At 50.7% G+C, this 17,526-nt stretch carries 15 protein-coding genes; all 15 read left to right on the top strand.

All coding sequences use genetic code 11. From position 1 onward, the window contains the following. Positions 1-2: 2 nt before the first annotated feature. The 15 genes from DTHIO_RS20360 (at position 3) to pglZ (ending at position 17,522) form a co-directional block, all read left to right on the top strand. Entirely contained in the window at positions 3-146 is a 144-nt protein-coding gene (locus DTHIO_RS20360) for a type II toxin-antitoxin system HicB family antitoxin (RefSeq protein WP_008869244.1), read from the top strand. A 32-nt stretch (positions 147-178) separates the two neighbouring features. Further along, positions 179-493 carry an ADP-ribosylglycohydrolase family protein gene (locus DTHIO_RS04910; protein ID WP_244156312.1) on the top strand — a complete coding sequence of 105 codons (315 nt, stop codon included), beginning with the start codon at positions 179-181 and terminating at the stop codon, positions 491-493. A 61-nt stretch (positions 494-554) separates the two neighbouring features. Continuing rightward, on the top strand, positions 555-836 hold the full coding sequence (locus DTHIO_RS04905) for a HigA family addiction module antitoxin (protein WP_008869243.1): 282 nt from the start codon (positions 555-557) through the stop codon (positions 834-836). Between the two features lie 62 nt (positions 837-898). Further along, positions 899-1,183: a type II toxin-antitoxin system RelE/ParE family toxin gene (locus DTHIO_RS04900; protein ID WP_008869242.1), complete on the top strand. Its 285-nt coding sequence runs from the start codon at positions 899-901 to the stop codon at positions 1,181-1,183. A gap of 13 nt (positions 1,184-1,196) precedes the next feature. After that, the gene (locus tag DTHIO_RS04895) at positions 1,197-1,493 is read left to right on the top strand and encodes a HigA family addiction module antitoxin (RefSeq protein ID WP_008869241.1); all 297 of its coding nucleotides are present in this window, start codon (positions 1,197-1,199) and stop codon (positions 1,491-1,493) included. A gap of 528 nt (positions 1,494-2,021) precedes the next feature. Beyond that, positions 2,022-2,372: an addiction module antidote protein gene (locus tag DTHIO_RS04885; protein WP_008869239.1), complete on the top strand. Its 351-nt coding sequence runs from the start codon at positions 2,022-2,024 to the stop codon at positions 2,370-2,372. Positions 2,373-2,901: 529 nt separating this feature from the next. Continuing rightward, on the top strand, positions 2,902-3,675 hold the full coding sequence (locus DTHIO_RS04880; protein WP_008869238.1) for an ADP-ribosylglycohydrolase family protein: 774 nt from the start codon (positions 2,902-2,904) through the stop codon (positions 3,673-3,675). Between the two features lie 628 nt (positions 3,676-4,303). Continuing rightward, positions 4,304-4,582, top strand: a complete 279-nt coding sequence (locus DTHIO_RS04870) for a DUF6946 family protein (protein ID WP_435050723.1) — start codon at positions 4,304-4,306, stop codon at positions 4,580-4,582. 191 nt (positions 4,583-4,773) lie between these two features. Then, the gene (locus DTHIO_RS04865) at positions 4,774-5,610 is read left to right on the top strand and encodes a hypothetical protein (protein ID WP_008869237.1); all 837 of its coding nucleotides are present in this window, start codon (positions 4,774-4,776) and stop codon (positions 5,608-5,610) included. After that, positions 5,585-6,139: a BREX protein BrxB domain-containing protein gene (locus DTHIO_RS04860; protein ID WP_008869236.1), complete on the top strand. Its 555-nt coding sequence runs from the start codon at positions 5,585-5,587 to the stop codon at positions 6,137-6,139. Before DTHIO_RS04865 ends, DTHIO_RS04860 begins: the two co-directional genes overlap by 26 nt. A gap of 230 nt (positions 6,140-6,369) precedes the next feature. Continuing rightward, a complete protein-coding gene (brxC, locus tag DTHIO_RS04855; protein ID WP_008869235.1) occupies positions 6,370-9,813 on the top strand; it encodes a BREX system P-loop protein BrxC in 3,444 nt (1,147 codons plus the stop codon). 27 nt (positions 9,814-9,840) lie between these two features. Further along, positions 9,841-13,374, top strand: a complete 3,534-nt coding sequence (locus DTHIO_RS04850; RefSeq protein WP_008869234.1) for an Eco57I restriction-modification methylase domain-containing protein — start codon at positions 9,841-9,843, stop codon at positions 13,372-13,374. Then, positions 13,361-14,476, top strand: a complete 1,116-nt coding sequence (locus DTHIO_RS04845) for an AAA family ATPase (protein WP_008869233.1) — start codon at positions 13,361-13,363, stop codon at positions 14,474-14,476. Before DTHIO_RS04850 ends, DTHIO_RS04845 begins: the two co-directional genes overlap by 14 nt. Then, complete coding sequence (locus DTHIO_RS04840; protein WP_008869232.1) at positions 14,473-15,144, top strand: DUF4276 family protein; 672 nt, start codon at positions 14,473-14,475, stop codon at positions 15,142-15,144. The genes DTHIO_RS04845 and DTHIO_RS04840 overlap by 4 nt, the downstream gene beginning before the upstream one ends. A gap of 5 nt (positions 15,145-15,149) precedes the next feature. Next, positions 15,150-17,522 carry a BREX-1 system phosphatase PglZ type B gene (gene pglZ / locus DTHIO_RS04835; protein WP_008869231.1) on the top strand — a complete coding sequence of 791 codons (2,373 nt, stop codon included), beginning with the start codon at positions 15,150-15,152 and terminating at the stop codon, positions 17,520-17,522. Positions 17,523-17,526 lie beyond the last annotated feature (4 nt).

Below are 17,526 nucleotides of genomic sequence, written 5' to 3'. Positions count from 1 at the left end.
TGATGTTTAAGTATGAAACAATCATTTACTGGAGCAAAGAAGACCAGGATTATCCAGCAGAAGTGCCTGAACTGCCAGGGTGCATGGCTCATGGAGATTCCTATGAAGCTGCGCTTGCCAATGTAAAAGAAGCGATACAGCTATAGAAAATGAGTTTGGTTACGACCTGAATCGGCATGTGGATGAAATCCGTCCTACATACCAGTTCGATGTGTCGTCACAGGGGACCGTTCCCCAGGCTGTGCGGGCCTTTATTGACTCCAGCGGTTTTGAGGATGCCCTGCGCACAGCTGTATCCCTTGGAGGGGACAGCGATACCCTGACCTGCATAACCGGAGGGATCGCCCAGGCCTTCTACAAAGGCGTGCCTGAAGATATTCAGGTTCGGGTATACAGGATTCTGGATGATCCACTAAGAGGCATAACACAATCATTTATGCAGCGTTATTGCAGCCAAAAACCGCCACAAAACCTGGTGGATTTTGATAGATGATTGAATGGCAGGAGGGTCAGGCGTTGAGAGTGGATCTTGAACAGTACCATTGAGGTGAATTATGCAGGAATATATTGTCCGGCGTCCATTGAAGAGAGCCCCGGTTCATCCGGGGGAATTACTGCGCGAAGATGTGTTGAAAAATCTTGGCCTGAGTGTCAGTGAAGCAGCCAGGAGGCTGAATGTTTCCCGGCAGCAGCTGCATCGGATACTGGCCTGTACGCATCCTGTTACAACTGAGATGGCCCTGAGAATCGGCAGGTTTGCCGGTAACGGGCCGTGGATCTGGCTGCGCACGCAGCAGGCATATGATCCTTGGAACGAGAATTCTACGTGCGCATGACCAGCAGGTTCATTAAACAAATCGGCTATTGACCGGCGTACTGTATTAGCGTACGGATTAAAATGAATATCGTCAGTTTCAAGCATAAAGGTTTGAAAAAACTATATGAAAACGATGATCCCAGTGGTTTGCCGAATCAGCATGTAGTCAAAATCAAAAATATCCTGGCAGCATTAGAGTTTGCTGGCGATCTGTCACAGGTTGCCTCAGTTCCAGGCTGGAAACTGCATCCACTGAAAGGTGACCGGAAAGGAGAGTATGCAATCACTGTAACCGGTAATATGCGGATAACGTTTTATCTTAAAGGAAACAATATTCATCTGATCAATTTTGAGGATTATCATTGAAAGGAGTTTTGATATGCCCATGAAAAATCCGCCTCATCCAGGGCTGTTTGTTAAAGCAGAGGTCCTGGATTCCTTGAATCTGTCCATTTCAGAAGCGGCTGGTTTGCTGGGGGTTCGCAGGGCCACCTTGTCTGCCCTGGTCAACCAGAAGACCTCTCTGTCTCCAGAGATGGCCTACCGTATTGAAAAAGCATTTGGAGTCAGCATGGATATGCTGCTCCGGATGCAGGCAGGATTTGATGTTTGCAAAATGCGTCAGAAAAAGCCGGAAATTATTGTTAAGCCTTATAAACCTGCTGGAGCACATTGAGCGTTGATGGATAAGAACCAGGCCGGACAGCATAATATATGTCAGCAGAGATCCAGAAGCTTCTATCTGCCTGATTTTTATCGTTTTCAGCGTGAAGACAGATAAACCTCACCTTCATTCTTGACACCCTGTATCCAAATAGATACTTTGATTAAAATGTACATTTTCCTGCGAACGCAAGAGTTTGACAACTGGCTGAAAAGGCTCCGGGATCCGCTGGGAAAAGCCCGCATAATTGCTCGTATCCGCTCTGCAGAGGCGGGCAATTTCGGAGACTGCGAGTCTGTTGGGAAGCGTGTCTCAGAGGTGAGAATCAGTTATGGTCCGGGCGTAACCATTCAGGGGGGACCTCGGTGGTGGCAGGTGGCCGGTAACTGCCCCCTGAATGGTTACGTCCGGGCTATAGGATTTATTTCACAAGAGAAGGGAGGTTTGTGTATCTTCTGTTGTGCGGTGGCGATAATTCGAGCCAAAAAAAAGACATCAAGAAAGCCCGTGAGTTGGCTGTAAAATACCGGGGGATATACGATGACTAAATTGGCAAAATTCGATGCAGCGGAGTATCTCGACAGTGAAGAAGTCATTGCCGAATACCTGAATGCAGCACTTGAAGATGAAGACCCCAGCGTCTTCTTGACTGCTGTAGGCGACGTAGCAAAGGCACGCGGAATGACAGACCTGGCGAAAGATGCCGGCCTGGGCCGCGAGAGCCTGTACAAGGCGTTAAAATCAGGGGCAAAGCCCAGGTATGATACTGTACTGAGAGTCATCCGGGCGCTGGGAGTAGATCTGCAGACAGTGCCCTTGAAAAAATCAATTTCCATCCATCAGGACAGAGGCGACCAGCAAGCCGAGGTTGTCCGCGATACCGGCAAATGAACATGGGGGGGGGTGCTCCATTGTTCAACAACTCCAATTGACCCCACCTTTTTTCTTGGGGCACAAGTTGGTGGTTTCCACCGGTAGCAAAAATATCTTTCTATCCGGCAATGCTCCCGGCGGTCGGTCTGTTCCACCTGACTGGTCTGATTGACTTGCATATGACCGTTAGTGACTTACTCCTCAGACCCTGTCATAAAAAACAAGAACCACGCGAACCACGCTATGAGGCGTGGCAGGAAAGCGTGGCAGGACGCGTGGCAGGCCAGGCGCTAAGTACGCAAAGTTAAAGACGTGAAGCACAGGGGTATTGTCCAAAACCGGGACACGGTTTTGGACAAGCTGCCTTTTCATTTGCCGAACACCCGGCAAATGAAAAAAATCTTCTTGCCTTCCTTTGCGACCTTTGCGTCTTGAGTGATCCCGCCATGGGCGGGAGAACGGGCGGTTAAGGTTTCTTTATTTTTTTGGTTGAGGGTGTAGCCCGCTTTAGCGAAGCAATGTTTCTCGCAACAAGGAGAGGGGATAAATGATTGGAGCCATTGCCGGAGATATTGTCGGATCGGTTTACGAGTGGGACAACATCAAGACCAAGGATTTTGATCTGTTCACCTCGCGCAGCTTCTTTACTGACGATACCGTCCTGACCGTGGCCCTTGCAGATACCATCATGACTGGAAGGCCTTATGATGAAAACATGAGGCGATTCTACAAATGGTATCCAGGAGCAGGCTACGGGGGAAGCTTTCATAAGTGGGCGAAAAATCCAGGGCTTGGCCCTTACAACAGCTGGGGAAACGGGGCCGCCATGCGCATCAGCCCGGTGGGGTTCGCTTATGATGACCTGGATACTGTGCTTAAAAAGGCTCGAGAATATACAGAAGTCACTCACAATCACCCGGAAGGGATCAAGGGCGGGCAGGCAACAGCAGCGGCAATATTTCTGGCCAGGCAGGGCAAAACCAGGGATGAGATAAAGACGTACATAGAAAATGAGTTTGGTTACGACCTGAATCGGCATGTGGATGAAATCCGCCCCACATACCAGTTCGATGTGTCGTCACAGGGGACCGTTCCCCAGGCTGTGCGGGCCTTTATTGACTCCAGCGGATTTGAGGACGCCCTGCGTACAGCTGTATCCCTTGGAGGGGACAGTGATACCCTGACCTGCATAACCGGCGGGATCGCCCAGACCTTCTACAAAGGCGTGCCTGAAGATATTCAGGTTCGGGTATACAGGATTCTGGATGATCGACTAAGAGACATAACGCAAACATTTATGCAGCGTTATTGCAGTGATTAACTCAACCCATAAGTTTTTTGCAACATCACAGTTGTTTAAAGGGCCTGCAATTGATCCCGGAAACAGGCAGGATCGTAAGCATTCAGGGGGTACTCAGTTTTAGTCCCTGGCACCAGGCCTGGGGACTGTCCCCCGCTAAGAATATCTATGCAGATTCAAAAAAATCTGCGCATGTAATTTTTGTCTTTGTGCAGGAAAGGTGTCGCGGGGACTGTCCCCGGGCCGGAATATGCCCCCTGAATGGTTACCCAGGATCTAGTATATTGAGCTTCTACGGCAAATCCGGCGGGTGATCAATGAAGGTCAGTCTCTGGATGAGGTGGCAGGGTCAGGTCCCAGTAACGGCAGGTTCTCTTATTCCAGAACTCACTAAAAGCTGCTCGAACTTTTCGGTGGTACAGACAAAAACATCTGACTCTGGATTATTCCTCTTGGATTGATGAAGCAATTGGTTATAAAGCGAAGCGAAATCCGGACTGGTCAGAAAGCATTGCTGTTGGCTCCAGGACCTTACAACTCTCATTTAGAGGCCGAAAAGGGCTGTTTAAGCCCAAAAAAAGCTATTTTGGGGATGTATCTCATGTAAAATCAGATAAATATTTAAGTCCGACCCGGAAGAACACTAAGGCTGCTTGAGCTGGACGCAGGCCCCCACTCCATCCGCTATCAGCTTTTGCACCGCACAGCATCAGCCCTCATTGAGGCCCAGAGATTCAACACTCAGCATGCTCTAATGCTGGTTCACTCCTTCAGCCAGTCCCATGAAGGCTTCCAGGACTATGCAGCTTTTGCCGAACTTATGGGTGGCAGCGCAAGCAAAGACAGCTTGAATTCAGCAGGTTCTCGTTCCGGTGTGTCCCTTCATCTTACCTGGGTGCAGGGCAGCCCGGCCTGCCTCGACAAATAAAAGGCCAGGGATTGCCCCGAAAACAGTCTGGGCAAGCATGGCGTTGTATGTAAAAACAATAATCATCAAACAGTTGCTCAGCATATATCTGGCCGAATTCTTCTGAAAAACAAGTCCTTAATAAATTGACTTTTGACCTTCTTACTCATAATCTCCTGCTTTTTAACTTAAAGTATCCTGGAAAATGGTCTATGCTGAACAAGCAGGTTATGCCCGGCACAATTACAGACCCGCATAAAACGGTTTTGGCCAGGATGGGTTTTCGCCTCCATGGAGGCGGTGTTCATACCGCCAGAACTATTATGCTTCAGGATCTGAAAGCGCTCTTGTCATATATCGACAATCCGGAAGCAGGAAAACCCGATTACAGGCAGGCCGTTGTCAACGATAATTGTCTGGGCAAGAGGTCAGGCAAGACCAGGACCATCACCTTCAACCACCTGAGCAGCCTGTACGGACTGGACCCCGGTATATTCATATTTCGCAACATGCTCCATTTCTGGAAGCGCGATAATGAAGGCAGGGCATTACTGGCCATACTTTGTGCCTGCTGTAGGGACCCCCTCCTGCGGCTTAGCTCCACATTTATCCTGAAAACTCCACCAGGAAACACCTTAAAAAGAGAAGATCTGGAGGAATTTATAGATTCCCACAGACAAGACTGTTTCAGCCGGGCCACCCTGAAATCAGCTGCACAAAACCTGGCCTCGTCCTGGACAAAATCCGGGCATCTGCGTGGAAAGTACAACAAGGTCCGCACCAGCGTTCAGGCAACTCCCGGCAGCATAGCCTACGCCCTTTTGCTGGGGCATATCAGCGGCCTGCGGGGACAGTCTCTGTTTGCCTGCGATTTCTTCAACATCCTGGATTGCTCCGTAGAACAGGGACTCGAACTGGCCAGGGAAAGTTCGCGCCGTGGGTGGATGGTGTTTAAAAATATCGGAGAGGTCATCGAGGTACAGTTCCCTGGATTAATTACACCAACAGAAACAGAGCGGCTAAATGAGCAGAACCAAACAGCTTATTGAAGTCTACAGTAATTATATTTCCATACCCTGGCGCAGAGATGAAGCCCCGGCTCAGAGGATAATATTCTGTGTCTACAATGAGGCTGAAGAACTTAAGATCAGGGCCAGGATTGACGAGTTTGAACTTGCCACAAGACAGGCAGGACACGACTGGTACCTCTTCGATTTAACTGAATCCTTTGCCTGCTGGATGCTGTCCCAAAAATATGCCGGAAAATACTTCCAGAATCCGGACTTGCTCAAGACTCTTCTCCCGGAAAACTATCAGCAACATATTACCCGGTCCTTTGCCGAATTCTATGAGAAAAACAATATCGACGACAATTCAGTGGTCACTCTGATGGGTGTAGGCTCATTATTCGGGTTTTCCAAAGTCCGCGATGTTGTCGACAGCCTGTCATCAATAGTTGCAGGCAGATTAGTGGTCCTTTTTCCTGGTAGCTATGAAAACAACAATTACAGGCTCCTGGATGGTTATGACGGATGGAATTATCTGGCGGTGCCTTTGACCGCAGATGCAAGTCTTTAGACTTACTCCTGAGACCCTGTCATAAAAAAGGAAGGGATCTCATACAACCACCCCCGACCCCTCCTTGGCTAAGGAGGGGAGTTTACACCGTGCCCGCAATCTATACTGAGGAGCAGGCCCGGTTGAATGTTGCCATACATAACGCAAAGATAAATTTCTTACTTTGCGATCTTCGCGTCTTTGCGTGAGAAAAAATGGGTTGCAGGCATAGCCTGCTTTAGGAGGAATGAATGCTCAATCGCCAGGTCTATTTTAAGGATCCTTCCACCTGGTCGTTGGTCAACCAGGGAGTAGCCAAGGTTGACGAGGATACCACTCCAGATGCGCTGAAAGTTCTGCGCTACGAGATGGAAACCTTTGTCTGCGACGGGCAGTACGAAAAGGGTCTGGAGCAGATTCTGCATTCCTATCTGCGAAATATTGACCAGGGTGCTCCGGAACAGCCAGGAGTCTGGATCAGTGGTTTTTTCGGCTGCGGCAAATCTCACCTGGTCAAAATCCTCAAATCCCTCTGGACCGATACTGTTTTTCCTGATGGAGCCACTGCCAGAGGCATAGCCAGGCTGCCGGATTCTATACGCACTCACCTGAAAGAATTAAATGTTCAGGGCAAAAGACAAGGAGGCCTGCATGCTGCATCGGGCACCCTGGGCGCTGGTGCAAGAGGCAGTGTCCGCCTGGCTTTGCTGCGAATCATCTTCAAGTCTGTGGGACTGCCCCCAAAATATCCGGTAGCCAGTTTCGTCATCTGGCTCAAACGGGAAGGGATTTATGACCAGGTCCGTTCCATAGTTGAAGAGGAAGGCCACAACTGGGATGAAGAACTGGACAATTTTTATGTGGCTGAAGGTCTGCATCAGGCCCTTACCAGAGTCAAGCCGCACCATTTTCCGTCCCCCTCTTCCTGCGTGGAAACCTTGATTAATCTTTTCCCTAATGTTGAGGACATCTCCAATGACGATATGCTCAAGACCATCAGCAAGGCTTTGACCAGGGAAAAGAAGTTTCCGCTGACCCTTGTCGTCCTGGACGAGATTCAGCAGTTTATCGGAGACAGCAGTCAACGCTCCATGGAAGTACAGGAAGTGGTCGAGTCCTGCTGCAAGGGTATAGGCGGCAAGCTTTTATTCATAGGAACCGGCCAGACAGCAATAACCGGCACAACCAACCTTAAAAAACTGGAAGGGCGGTTTACCATCAGGGTTGAACTGTCTGATGCAGACGTGGAAACCGTTATACGCCAGACTGTCCTGGCCAAGGACTCCAATGCCATTCCGGTGATAGAGCAGGCTATGCACAAAAACCTTGGCGAGATTTCCAGACACCTGTCCGGTACTGCCATAGGGCACATGCATGAAGACATCGATGCTCTGACCAAAGACTACCCTATCCTTCCTGTTAGACGCCGCTTCTGGGAAAATACGCTCAGGGTACTGGATCAAACCGGCACCGACAGTCAGCTGCGCAACCAGCTGAGCATGATACATAAAGCCATTCAGACCAACCTGGACCACCCCTTAGGCAATGTCATTCCGGCGGATTATCTCTTTTTTGATGCCGCTGAAAGGCTTCTTCAGGCCAGGATTCTGCCGCGCAAGGTGCATGAAAAAATAATGCGCTGGCACAGCGGCAATGATGATGAGAGGCTGACCGCGCGGGCCTGCGGCCTTATCTTCCTGTTGAACAAATTAACTGCTGCCAATCAGGCACTGGGCATCAAAAGCGAACCAGACACACTGGCTGACCTGCTTGTCGAAGATATAGCCCAGGGCAGCGGCGGGTTGCGCAGCAGACTCCCCGGACTCCTTGATGATTGCAGCCTGCTCATGAAGGTGGGCCAGGAGTATCGCATCCAGACCGAGGAAAGCGCTGCCTGGAATGATGAGTTTCAGAATCAGTTCCACCAGCTGGCCAACGAAACTCATCGTGTGGAAGCCGAAAGAGAAGATCGCATCCGGCGCAAATTTGGGGAGATTACTGGACGGCTTTCCCTGCTGCACGGCAGTTCCAAGGTTGCCCGCAATATTCATCCGGTATTTGAGCCTTCCTTGCCTGCTGACTGTGCCCAGAGAATCTGTCTCTGGATCAGGCACGGATGGGAAACCGATGAAAACTCCATCAGGGCCGAGGCCAGGGAGGCTGGAAACAAGTCACCGACCATCTTTGTCTTTATACCCAAGCGCTCCGCCGATGACCTGAGAAGGAACCTTCTAAGCTGCAAGGCTGCTGCAGCCACCCTGGACAAACGGGGCAACCCAGGTACATCAGAGGGCATAGAAGCCAGAGCAGCCATAAAGACAATTATGGACAACAGTGAAATAAGGATCAACGAGCTTCTGGATGATGCCTTTTCCGGAGCCAGGGTTTTTCAGGCCGGGGGTACGGAAATACTTGGCGGCAATTTACAGGAAATGATTATTGAAGCTGCCGAAAACAGCCTGAAAAGACTTTACCCCCAGTTTGATCTGGCTGACCACACCGGGTGGGAAAAGGTCTATTCCAACGCCGGTAAGGGTTCACCCGATGCCCTCAAAGCCGTGGGGTTTGAGGGCGAACCTGCCACCAATCCGGTATGCAAGGCCATACTTGGATACATAGCCGGAGGTAAGCGGGGAGCAGAGATCAGAAACCGTTTTGAGTCTCCGGAATACGGCTGGCCCAGGGATGCTGTGGACGGCGGCCTGCAGGTGCTCCTGGTGGCCGGCCTGGTCCGGGCTGAAGATGAACGGGGCAATACTGTCCACCCCAGGGAACTGGAGCGAAAAGCCATCGGCAAGGCTGTTTTCAAGGTGGAATCAGCCACTGTGACCACGCCCCAGCGTATCCAGATACGAAAGCTCTTTCAAAAGATGGGCATCAGCTCGAAACCGGGAGAAGAGCTCTCCCACGTACCCGAATTTCTGCAGAAACTAAGTGAACTGGCCAGCTCAGCCGGAGGCGAACCTCCCATGCCCGAGCCCCCGGACACCTCTTTCCTGGAAGATATCCGCCTCTCTTCAGGCAATGAACAGCTCCTGGCCATTTATAATCTCAGGGACGAGCTGAGCAGGCACATTGACACCTGGTCAGACCTCTCCCAGGGTATTTCCCGGCGCATGCCCCAGTGGAGGGTTCTCAAAAACCTGTCCCATTATGCGCATCCCGTTGAGGATGCAGAGATAATTCTCACTCAGGTCCAGGCAGTGGAGCAGAACAGGCAGCTCCTGGAAGAGCCGGACCTGGTGGAACCCCTCATCTCCAGTCTGACCCAGGTTTTGCGCCAGGAACTGAACAGGCTGAAACAGGCATGGGATCAGGAATGGGAAAAGGGTGAGGCCCGGCTGGAAAAAGATGAAAACTGGCACAGGCTCGCCCGCGAACAGCGCCACGAGCTGCGCAATCAGCAAGGACTTGTGGAAGCGTCCATCCCCTCTATTCAGTTAGACAGCACCGATTCCATCCTGAATACATTGAACACAGCAGGCATATCAGCCTTGAAAGACCGCATTGCCGCCATGCCTGGACGATACAGTCAGATGCTGATGGAGGCGGCCAGGATGCTGGAGCCGGAGGTTCAAGAGGTTGCCTTGCCTTCTTCTATCCTCAAGACAGAACAGGACGTGGACGAGTGGCTGACCCAGGCCAGGAAAAAACTGTTGGAGCAATTAAAAAGCGGACCGGTAATTCCGGGGTAATTTAACGTATCATGCCTGGAGCATAACATGCACCCTCTGGAAAAAGCCTTGCGCAGCAGGCTGGAAAGAACCATTGAGCGGGCCAGGCAGGAAGCCGAGGCCGGAGCTGTATCTGCTCTGGAGCAGCTTGGGGTCCAGGAAGCTGCCCCTTATAAACACCTGAGCAAAGAAGACCGTGTGCTGCGTCGCAAGCTGCGGGCGCACGCCAGGCACCTGGGCAATGGGCGCAACGCCAAGGGAGAGCAGGAGATAGACCGCCTCATTGAAGAAGTTGCATATGAGCACTGGCACCGTATGCTCTTTGCCCGCTACCTGGCGGAAAACAACCTGCTTATATATCCGGACCCGGTGGAACCGGTGTCCATCACCCTTGAAGAGTGCCAGGACCTGGCTGCGGACGAAGGTGCCACCAACGGCTGGGAGCTGGCTTCCCGCTATGCCGCCCGCATGCTGCCTCAGATATTTCGTCCCGACTCTCCGGTATTCGAATTGACCCTGCCCCCGGAAAACCAGCAAAGGCTGGAGCGCCTGGTGGAGGACTTGCCCCGGGAGGTTTTTACAGCTTCTGATTCCCTGGGTTGGGTTTATCAGTTCTGGCAGTCCCGCAAGAAAGAGGAGGTCAATGCCTCAGAGGTCAAAATAGGTGCCAAAGAGCTTCCGGCTGTCACCCAGCTTTTTACTGAACCGTACATGGTCGCCTTTCTCCTGGATAACTCCTTGGGGGCCTGGTGGGTTAAAATGTGCTCAGAGGGCAGTGACCAGCCAGCAGTGGAAGCTCGTAACATGCTCCAGAATGCTCAAAGCGAGGATGAGCTGCGGGTCTTTTTCAGCCGCCCGGGATTTACTCTTTCCTATCTGCGTTTTGTAAAAGATGACGAGAGCTCCTGGACTCCGGCAGGAGGCACTTTTGATAACTGGCCGGATACCCTCAAAGGATTCAAAACCCTGGATCCATGCTGTGGGTCCGGTCACTTCCTAATAGCCCAGTTTCTTATGCTTGTGCCCATGCGCATGGAACTGGAGGGCCTTTCAGCCCGGGAAGCCGTGGACAAGGTGCTTGCCGAAAACATCCACGGCCTGGAAATCGATCAGCGCTGCGTCCAGCTGGCAGCCTTCTCCCTGGCCCTGGCTGCCTGGACTTATCCCGGTGCAGGCGGATACCGGCCACTGCCAGAGCTCAACCTGGCCTGCTCCGGCCTGGCCATTAATGCCCGGAAAGAGGAGTGGTTGAACCTGGCAAATGGGGATGTGAAACTGCGTTATACCCTGGATCAGATGTATGACATGTTTAAAAACGCTCCGGTCCTGGGTTCACTTCTCAATCCAACAAGAATCGCCGAACAAAGCTACTGGACCCGGGAAAACTACCAGCGAGCTCTTGAACTGGTTCAAAAAATCATGAGCCGGGAAAAGGGCGACTACGAGAAGTTCGAAATGGGAGTTGTGGCTCAGGGCATTGCCAAGGCTACAACCCTTCTGGCTGAAAAATATCATTTTGTGGTGACTAATGTGCCTTATCTGGCCAGAGGCAAACAGGATGAGGCTCTTAAGGAATTCTGCCAGGAATACTACAAGGAAGCCAAGAACGACCTGGCCACTGTATTTCTGGATAGATGTCTTGAATTCTGCATCAACAATAATTTAGTCAATCAAGGCCAGGATAGAAGACAAGGTGTCAGCAGCGGCAATGTTTCCGCTGTATTTCCTCAAAATTGGCTTTTTCTGACCAGCTATAAAAAATTCCGGGAAAAGCTGCTAAAACAGGATGTTTGGCAGTTGATAGCCAGGCTGGGGCCAGGGGCTTTTGAAACCATCAGCGGGGAGGTAGTTAAGGCGATACTTCTAAGCATCAGCAGAAGCCTGAAGATTGAAAAGCCTTCCACCCTCATGCTCAAAAAAGATATGCTACAGGACGCACATTCCAATATGATTAGAGGCCTGGATGTAAGTGATTTTCACCCAGCCCAGGAAAAGGCCAAGCAGATTTATGAGATGGATATTAACTCTGTTGAGCAAGTAAAGCAACTAGATAATCCTGACGCGACAATAAAGCTTGGAAATAGATCTAGATTTGGGATTGTTAGGGATTTCGCAAATTGCTTCCAGGGTTTAACAACAGGAGATGATTTACGTTTAAAGAGATTGTTTTGGGAGTTTATTCAGAATTCAGATAATTATACATATTGGCAACTGCTTCAAGCGCCGAGTCATGGTAGATCTTTATATGGGGGTAGGCACAACTTGGTCGATGTCCGAATTACAACGGGTGAGCTTAAAACTGGAGCATTAAGAGGTAAAGATGCTTGGGGGAAATGGGGTATAGCAATTGATCGGGTTGGATCGCTCTCTCCAGCAATATATTGTGGAGACTATTTTCATAGTTTAGTGCCAGTAATAATACCCAAATTCAAAGTTAACTTATCATTTTTTTTGTCTTTTGCAAAGTCCAGCACTCTGAAAAAAGTAGCTGAAGAAACTAATCAAGCTTTGAGCGTTGATAATGGTTATTTTGAAAAGTTTGAATTTGACCTCAACCACTGGTCCAAAGTAGCCCAGGAAGAGTACCCACATGGCCTGCCTCAGCCCTATTCTGATGACCCCACCCAGTGGATATTCCATGGCCATCCCTGCGGTTCTGTGATCTGGGATGAGGACAAGAAGTGGACCGCTCATGGCCCCCTGCGCATTGAAGCAAATGTCCTGCATGTCGCTGTAGCCAGACTTCTGGGTTACCGCTGGCCGGCTGAGCTGGATCCGGAAATGGAACTGGCTGATGAACAGCGCTGGTGGGTGCAGAAAGCAGGTGAGCTTTTGCCCTTGGCTGATGAAGACGGCATTGTCTGCATACCTCCTGTGCGCGGAGAGGCGGCAGCAGCAGACAGGCTTTTTGAAATCCTGGTCAGATCTTACGGCAGTGAATGGTCCAACAATATCCTGAACCAGCTCCTGACTGAGGCTGGTAACGCCGGAAAGACCCTGGAAAGCTGGCTCAGGGATAAGTTTTTTGCCCAGCATTGCCGGCTTTTCCATCACCGCCCCTTTATCTGGCATATCTGGGATGGCCTGCGCGACGGATTTTCCGCCCTGGTCAACTACCACCGGCTGGACTTCAAAAACCTGGAAACCCTGACCTATACCTATCTGGGCGACTGGATCGCCCGTCAGAAACAGGCCGTGTCCGAGGGTGTGGACGCAGCAGAGGAAAAGCTGGCTGCGGCAGAGAGTCTGAAAAAGAAACTTGAGCTGATACTCGAGGGAGAAAATCCATACGATATATTTGTCCGCTGGAAACCTATTGAGAAGCAGCCCATAGGCTGGAACCCGGACCTCAACGATGGTGTCCGTCTGAACATCCGGCCCTTCATGACTGTAGGCGACGTCAGCAAAAAGGGGGCAGGCATTCTCCGGGACAAACCAAATATCAAGTGGAACAAAGACCGGGGCAAGGATGTCCAGTCCGCTCCCTGGTATCATTTATTCAAAGGCGAACGTATCAATGATCACCATTTGAACCTGCAGGAAAAATTCAAGTCCAGGGGAAATAATAATGAGTACAACTAAAAAGTCTATTGATTACCTGACTATCAAGGGCTTCATGTCCATCCAGAACATGGATCGCTTTCCCCTGGGCATGCTGAACGTGTTTATTGGTTCCAATGGTGCGGGCAAAAGCAATCTGATGACCTATTTTCATATGTTGGGCGAGATGGTGGAAGGGAGGCTGCAGAAATGGACCCGCATCAAGGGCTCGGCGGATCGTATAATGAGCTTTGGGGTCAAGGAGACAACCCGGCTGGAGTCCTTTATCGAGTTTGCATTAAACGGTTACATGTTTTCTCTGGAACCAACGGTGGAAGGAGGGTTTTCCTTTGCAAAAGAAAAACTGTTTTTCCAGGGACCTTATTACGGTCCTTCCTGGACGGACTTAGGTTCTGGACATTCAGAGGCAAAACTAAAAGAATACTATAATACATGCAAACCTGGCTCAACAGCAGATTACTGCTACAGCTCCATTTCCAGCTGGAAGGTATTTCATTTCCATGATACCAGTGACACAGCCGGAATGAAGCGCCTGGGGGCTCTGCACGACAATGATTACCTGCGTCCGGACGCATCCAATCTGGCTGCCTTCTTATACCGCATGGCAGAGGAACATCCGAATATTTACCAGCAAATACGCAAAACCATCCAACTGGTCATTCCCTTTTTTGATGACTTTACCTTCAAACCTCAGACTTTGCCCTCTGAGGAAAAGCAGATCCGCCTGTTGTGGAAGCAAAAGGATAGTGACTACGCCTTTTGGCCCAGCCAACTTTCGGACGGGTCTCTTCGCTTTATCTGTCTGGCTACCGCTCTTTTGCAGCCTGACCCACCATCGACAATCATCATCGATGAACCGGAGCTGGGACTGCACCCTTATGCCATCTCCCTGCTGGGTTCCATGTTTCGCTCGGCATCCAAGCGAATGCAGGTTATTGTATCCACCCAGTCAGTGCCTCTGGTAAACGAATTTTCCATTAACGATCTAGTGGTAGTTGAGCGCAAGCAAGAGGCCACTGTTTTTAATCGTTATAATCAAGAAGAGTTCATTTCCTGGCTGGAAGATTATTCCATAGGAGAACTGTGGGAAAAGAATATCCTGGGTGGGAGGCCACGCTCATGATCCGGGTGCATGTCATATGCGAGGGGCAAACCGAGGAACGTTTCGTCAACGAATTGCTTGTACACTCACTGGCCTCCATAAATGTCCTGGCTCAACCTGCCCTCATCGGTAAACCTGGTCACAAGGGGGGAAATCTTCGTTTTGAAAGGCTATACAAAGATATTCGAAACAAGCTGCTCGGAGATAAAGCAGCCTATTGCACTACATTTTTTGATTATTACGGTCTGCCTGGAGACTTTCCCGGCAAATCAGAGGCAGGGAAATACAATGACCACGAACAGAAATTCAACTGCGTGATTATGTCAATATCTGAGCATCTGGAAGAAAAGCTTGGACCTGAACCTATGCGCCGTTTTATCCCATACGTGCAGATGCATGAATTCGAAGGGTTGCTTTTCAGTGACCCTGCTGCCATGGCTCGGGGAATGTACCACCAAAAACTTACGCAGCATTTTTTGAAAATTAGAGATCAGTTCAATTCACCTGAAGAAATTAACGACAGATATGAATTTGCACCCAGCAAGCGCATACAAAAACTGTGTTCTGAGTATGAAAAACCCCTTCATGGCCTTTTGGCCGCTCTGGAAATAGGGTTGGATATTATCCGCAAGGAATGTCCTCTATTTCATGATTGGCTGTCCCGTATAGAAAAGATCACAGCAGGATAAAACATATGCGAGTAATAGACCACATCTTGCGCTCCATTCGGGATGCAGCCCTGTATAACCCCGAAGTTCAGGCTGCTCCGTCCTGCATATTATGGCCGGATTGGGACAGACAATGGGAACCGGCTGTGAACAGGCTTCTGCAGGAAATGCCCGAGCTTTTCGTTCTTGGAAAATACAGCCCTGAACAGCGTACCGGCCCAGCCATCTGGCTTAGATGCGTAATTCTTTTTTCCAGCGCGAATGTAGAGCAGGTTTGTGATGCCCCTGTATCTGAATCCCTGAACTCACAATTTCCTGTTGTTCACAGCGGTGCTACACCTGTCATTTATCTGCCGGGAGTAAGCCGGCAGGATTTGAGGGCAGTAGAGAGCTGTCCGGATTCCTTAAAGCCCCTGGCTGAGCTGCAGTACCGGGGGGTCATCTGGTCCCAGGTCAATGCCAAAGACTGGACCATTCTGGCTTTCCTCAAATCGGACCAGGGAGGTCTCGGCCTGGATGTAGCCCGGGACAGTGAGACCAAAAGAGCCATCCGTACAGCGCTTATGCCCTTGCTTGACGAAGATGTGGACCTGCTTGAGTGCAAGCGGCTGGATAAAGACTATTTCCACAATCTTCTTTCCGGTGGTGACCCTGTTCGCGATCTTTTGCAATGGATCAGCGCCCCGGACGATTTTAGAAACAGGCTGGATAAAAACCATTGGGAAGCATTCGTCCAGGTCTGCAAGTCCCAGTTTGGATTTGACCCTCAAAAACAGGGCGTGCTTACAGCAGCCCACAACCTGGCCCAACAGAAAAACCAGTGGCGTTCCGTCTGGTCCAGATACAGGGAAGCACCGCACAGATATCCGGGTATCCCCGGGCAGATAAGAAAATGCAGGCCGCCGGCAGGGTCTCTTATGTGGTATGTAGGCGGCGAATTTCCAGGTTGGCCGCAATGGAACGAACAACAGGAGAAAAACCTGAGAGAAAATCTCTCTGGTCTGAAGGAACTGCCAGCCCATAATGCCAGACAGGAAATAATCGAGCTGGAAAAGATTCATGCCTCGCGGCGCAATTACGTCTGGGCTGAACTGGGCTTGTCTCCCCTGGCCATGTCTTTGAAGCACCTGGCTGTAATGGCCGAAGTCACCAGGAATACCCTGGCTGCTGGGACATTATCTGATCTGGCTGCTGGATATTCTGACTGGGGCTGGGAAGCAGACGATGCTCTTTTAAGAGCCCTGGCCTGTGTCCACAGACAGGAGGATTTTGAAGCCCTCAGTTCTGCTCTGAGAACGGTCTACCTGCCCTGGTCTCAGGAAAGTTCCCGACATTTACAGCGGTTGTGGCTGAAAGAACATTCCGTAAGCCATGTGCAGGAAGAACAGGAAGTATATTTTGAATGCTGTCTGTTTGTGGATGGACTGCGTTTCGACTGCGCCAGGCGTTTGCAGACGCTGCTGGAAGAAAAAGGTATCAGTGTATCCAGGCAGCTTGGCTGGGCGGCTCTGCCAAGCGTCACAGCCACAGGAAAGCCGGCAGCCTCCCCGGTAGCCGGACACATTTCTGCTGCCCAGGCTTCGCAGGAAAACTTCGAACCGTGCACAGCGCATCACTTTAAAAAACTCCTTCAGGAAAACCAGTGGACCGTTTGCAGGCAGAATGACCCTTTGCCCCGGATTTCAGAACTGGAGGTCAAAAAATTGTGGGTTGAATTTGGAGACATTGACCATGAAGGCCACGAATGGGGATGGAAACTGTCCGCTCATGTGGATCGCCTGCTCAGGGAAGTCAGGGATCGCATCGAGGACCTTATTCAAGCCGGCTGGACAGCCATCAGGGTGGTGACCGATCACGGCTGGCTTTTGCTCCCCGGTGGACTGCCCAAGATTGAACTGCCCAGGGCCTTGACCCAGACCAAATGGAGCCGGTGCGCGGTCATCAAGTCCGGGGCGGACACAGATGAAAATCTGTACCCCTGGTACTGGAATCCAGACAGACATTTTGCCCTGGCTGATGGCATAAGCTGTTTTCGCAGGAATGATGAGTATTCTCACGGAGGCTTGAGCCTGCAGGAATGCCTTCTGTTGAAGCTAACCGTCTTTGCCGGACCTGCTGCCCGGGCGGAAGAATCACTGCAGTTGATGGATGTGGTATGGAAGGGTTTGCGTTGCACAGTCGTCGTTGAGGGGTGGACCCAGGATTTATGGCTGGACGTGCGTACCAGCCCTGGAGAGGCTTCATCCAGCCTGGTGCTCAAGCTCAAACTTTTGAAAAAGGATGGCTCTGCTTCGGTCGTGGTGGAGGATGAACAGTTTGAGGGCCAGGAGGCTCATATCGTACTGATCAATGCTGAAGGCCAGCTGATTTCTCAGACTTCGACCATCATCGGCGGCTGATATT

The sequence above is a fragment of the Desulfonatronospira thiodismutans ASO3-1 genome, from assembly GCF_000174435.1.
GTDB classification, from domain to species: Bacteria; Desulfobacterota; Desulfovibrionia; order Desulfovibrionales; family Desulfonatronovibrionaceae; genus Desulfonatronospira; species Desulfonatronospira thiodismutans.
This window is presented reverse-complemented; position numbering and strand designations above follow the sequence as displayed.

Excerpts from the sequence above, each read along its gene's own strand:
- brxC (WP_008869235.1), top strand. The coding sequence starts at position 6,370 with ATGCTCAATCGCCAGGTCTATTTTAAGGATCCTTCCACCTGGTCGTTG.
- DTHIO_RS04900 (WP_008869242.1), top strand. The coding sequence starts at position 899 with ATGAATATCGTCAGTTTCAAGCATAAAGGTTTGAAAAAACTATATGAA.
- DTHIO_RS04840 (WP_008869232.1), top strand. The coding sequence starts at position 14,473 with ATGATCCGGGTGCATGTCATATGCGAGGGGCAAACCGAGGAACGTTTC.
- DTHIO_RS04880 (WP_008869238.1), top strand. The coding sequence starts at position 2,902 with ATGATTGGAGCCATTGCCGGAGATATTGTCGGATCGGTTTACGAGTGG.
- DTHIO_RS20360 (WP_008869244.1), top strand. The coding sequence starts at position 3 with ATGTTTAAGTATGAAACAATCATTTACTGGAGCAAAGAAGACCAGGAT.
- DTHIO_RS04845 (WP_008869233.1), top strand. The coding sequence starts at position 13,361 with ATGAGTACAACTAAAAAGTCTATTGATTACCTGACTATCAAGGGCTTC.
- DTHIO_RS04865 (WP_008869237.1), top strand. The coding sequence starts at position 4,774 with ATGCTGAACAAGCAGGTTATGCCCGGCACAATTACAGACCCGCATAAA.
- DTHIO_RS04885 (WP_008869239.1), top strand. The coding sequence starts at position 2,022 with ATGACTAAATTGGCAAAATTCGATGCAGCGGAGTATCTCGACAGTGAA.
- DTHIO_RS04850 (WP_008869234.1), top strand. The coding sequence starts at position 9,841 with ATGCACCCTCTGGAAAAAGCCTTGCGCAGCAGGCTGGAAAGAACCATT.
- pglZ (WP_008869231.1), top strand. The coding sequence starts at position 15,150 with ATGCGAGTAATAGACCACATCTTGCGCTCCATTCGGGATGCAGCCCTG.
- DTHIO_RS04905 (WP_008869243.1), top strand. The coding sequence starts at position 555 with ATGCAGGAATATATTGTCCGGCGTCCATTGAAGAGAGCCCCGGTTCAT.
- DTHIO_RS04860 (WP_008869236.1), top strand. The coding sequence starts at position 5,585 with ATGAGCAGAACCAAACAGCTTATTGAAGTCTACAGTAATTATATTTCC.
- DTHIO_RS04895 (WP_008869241.1), top strand. The coding sequence starts at position 1,197 with ATGCCCATGAAAAATCCGCCTCATCCAGGGCTGTTTGTTAAAGCAGAG.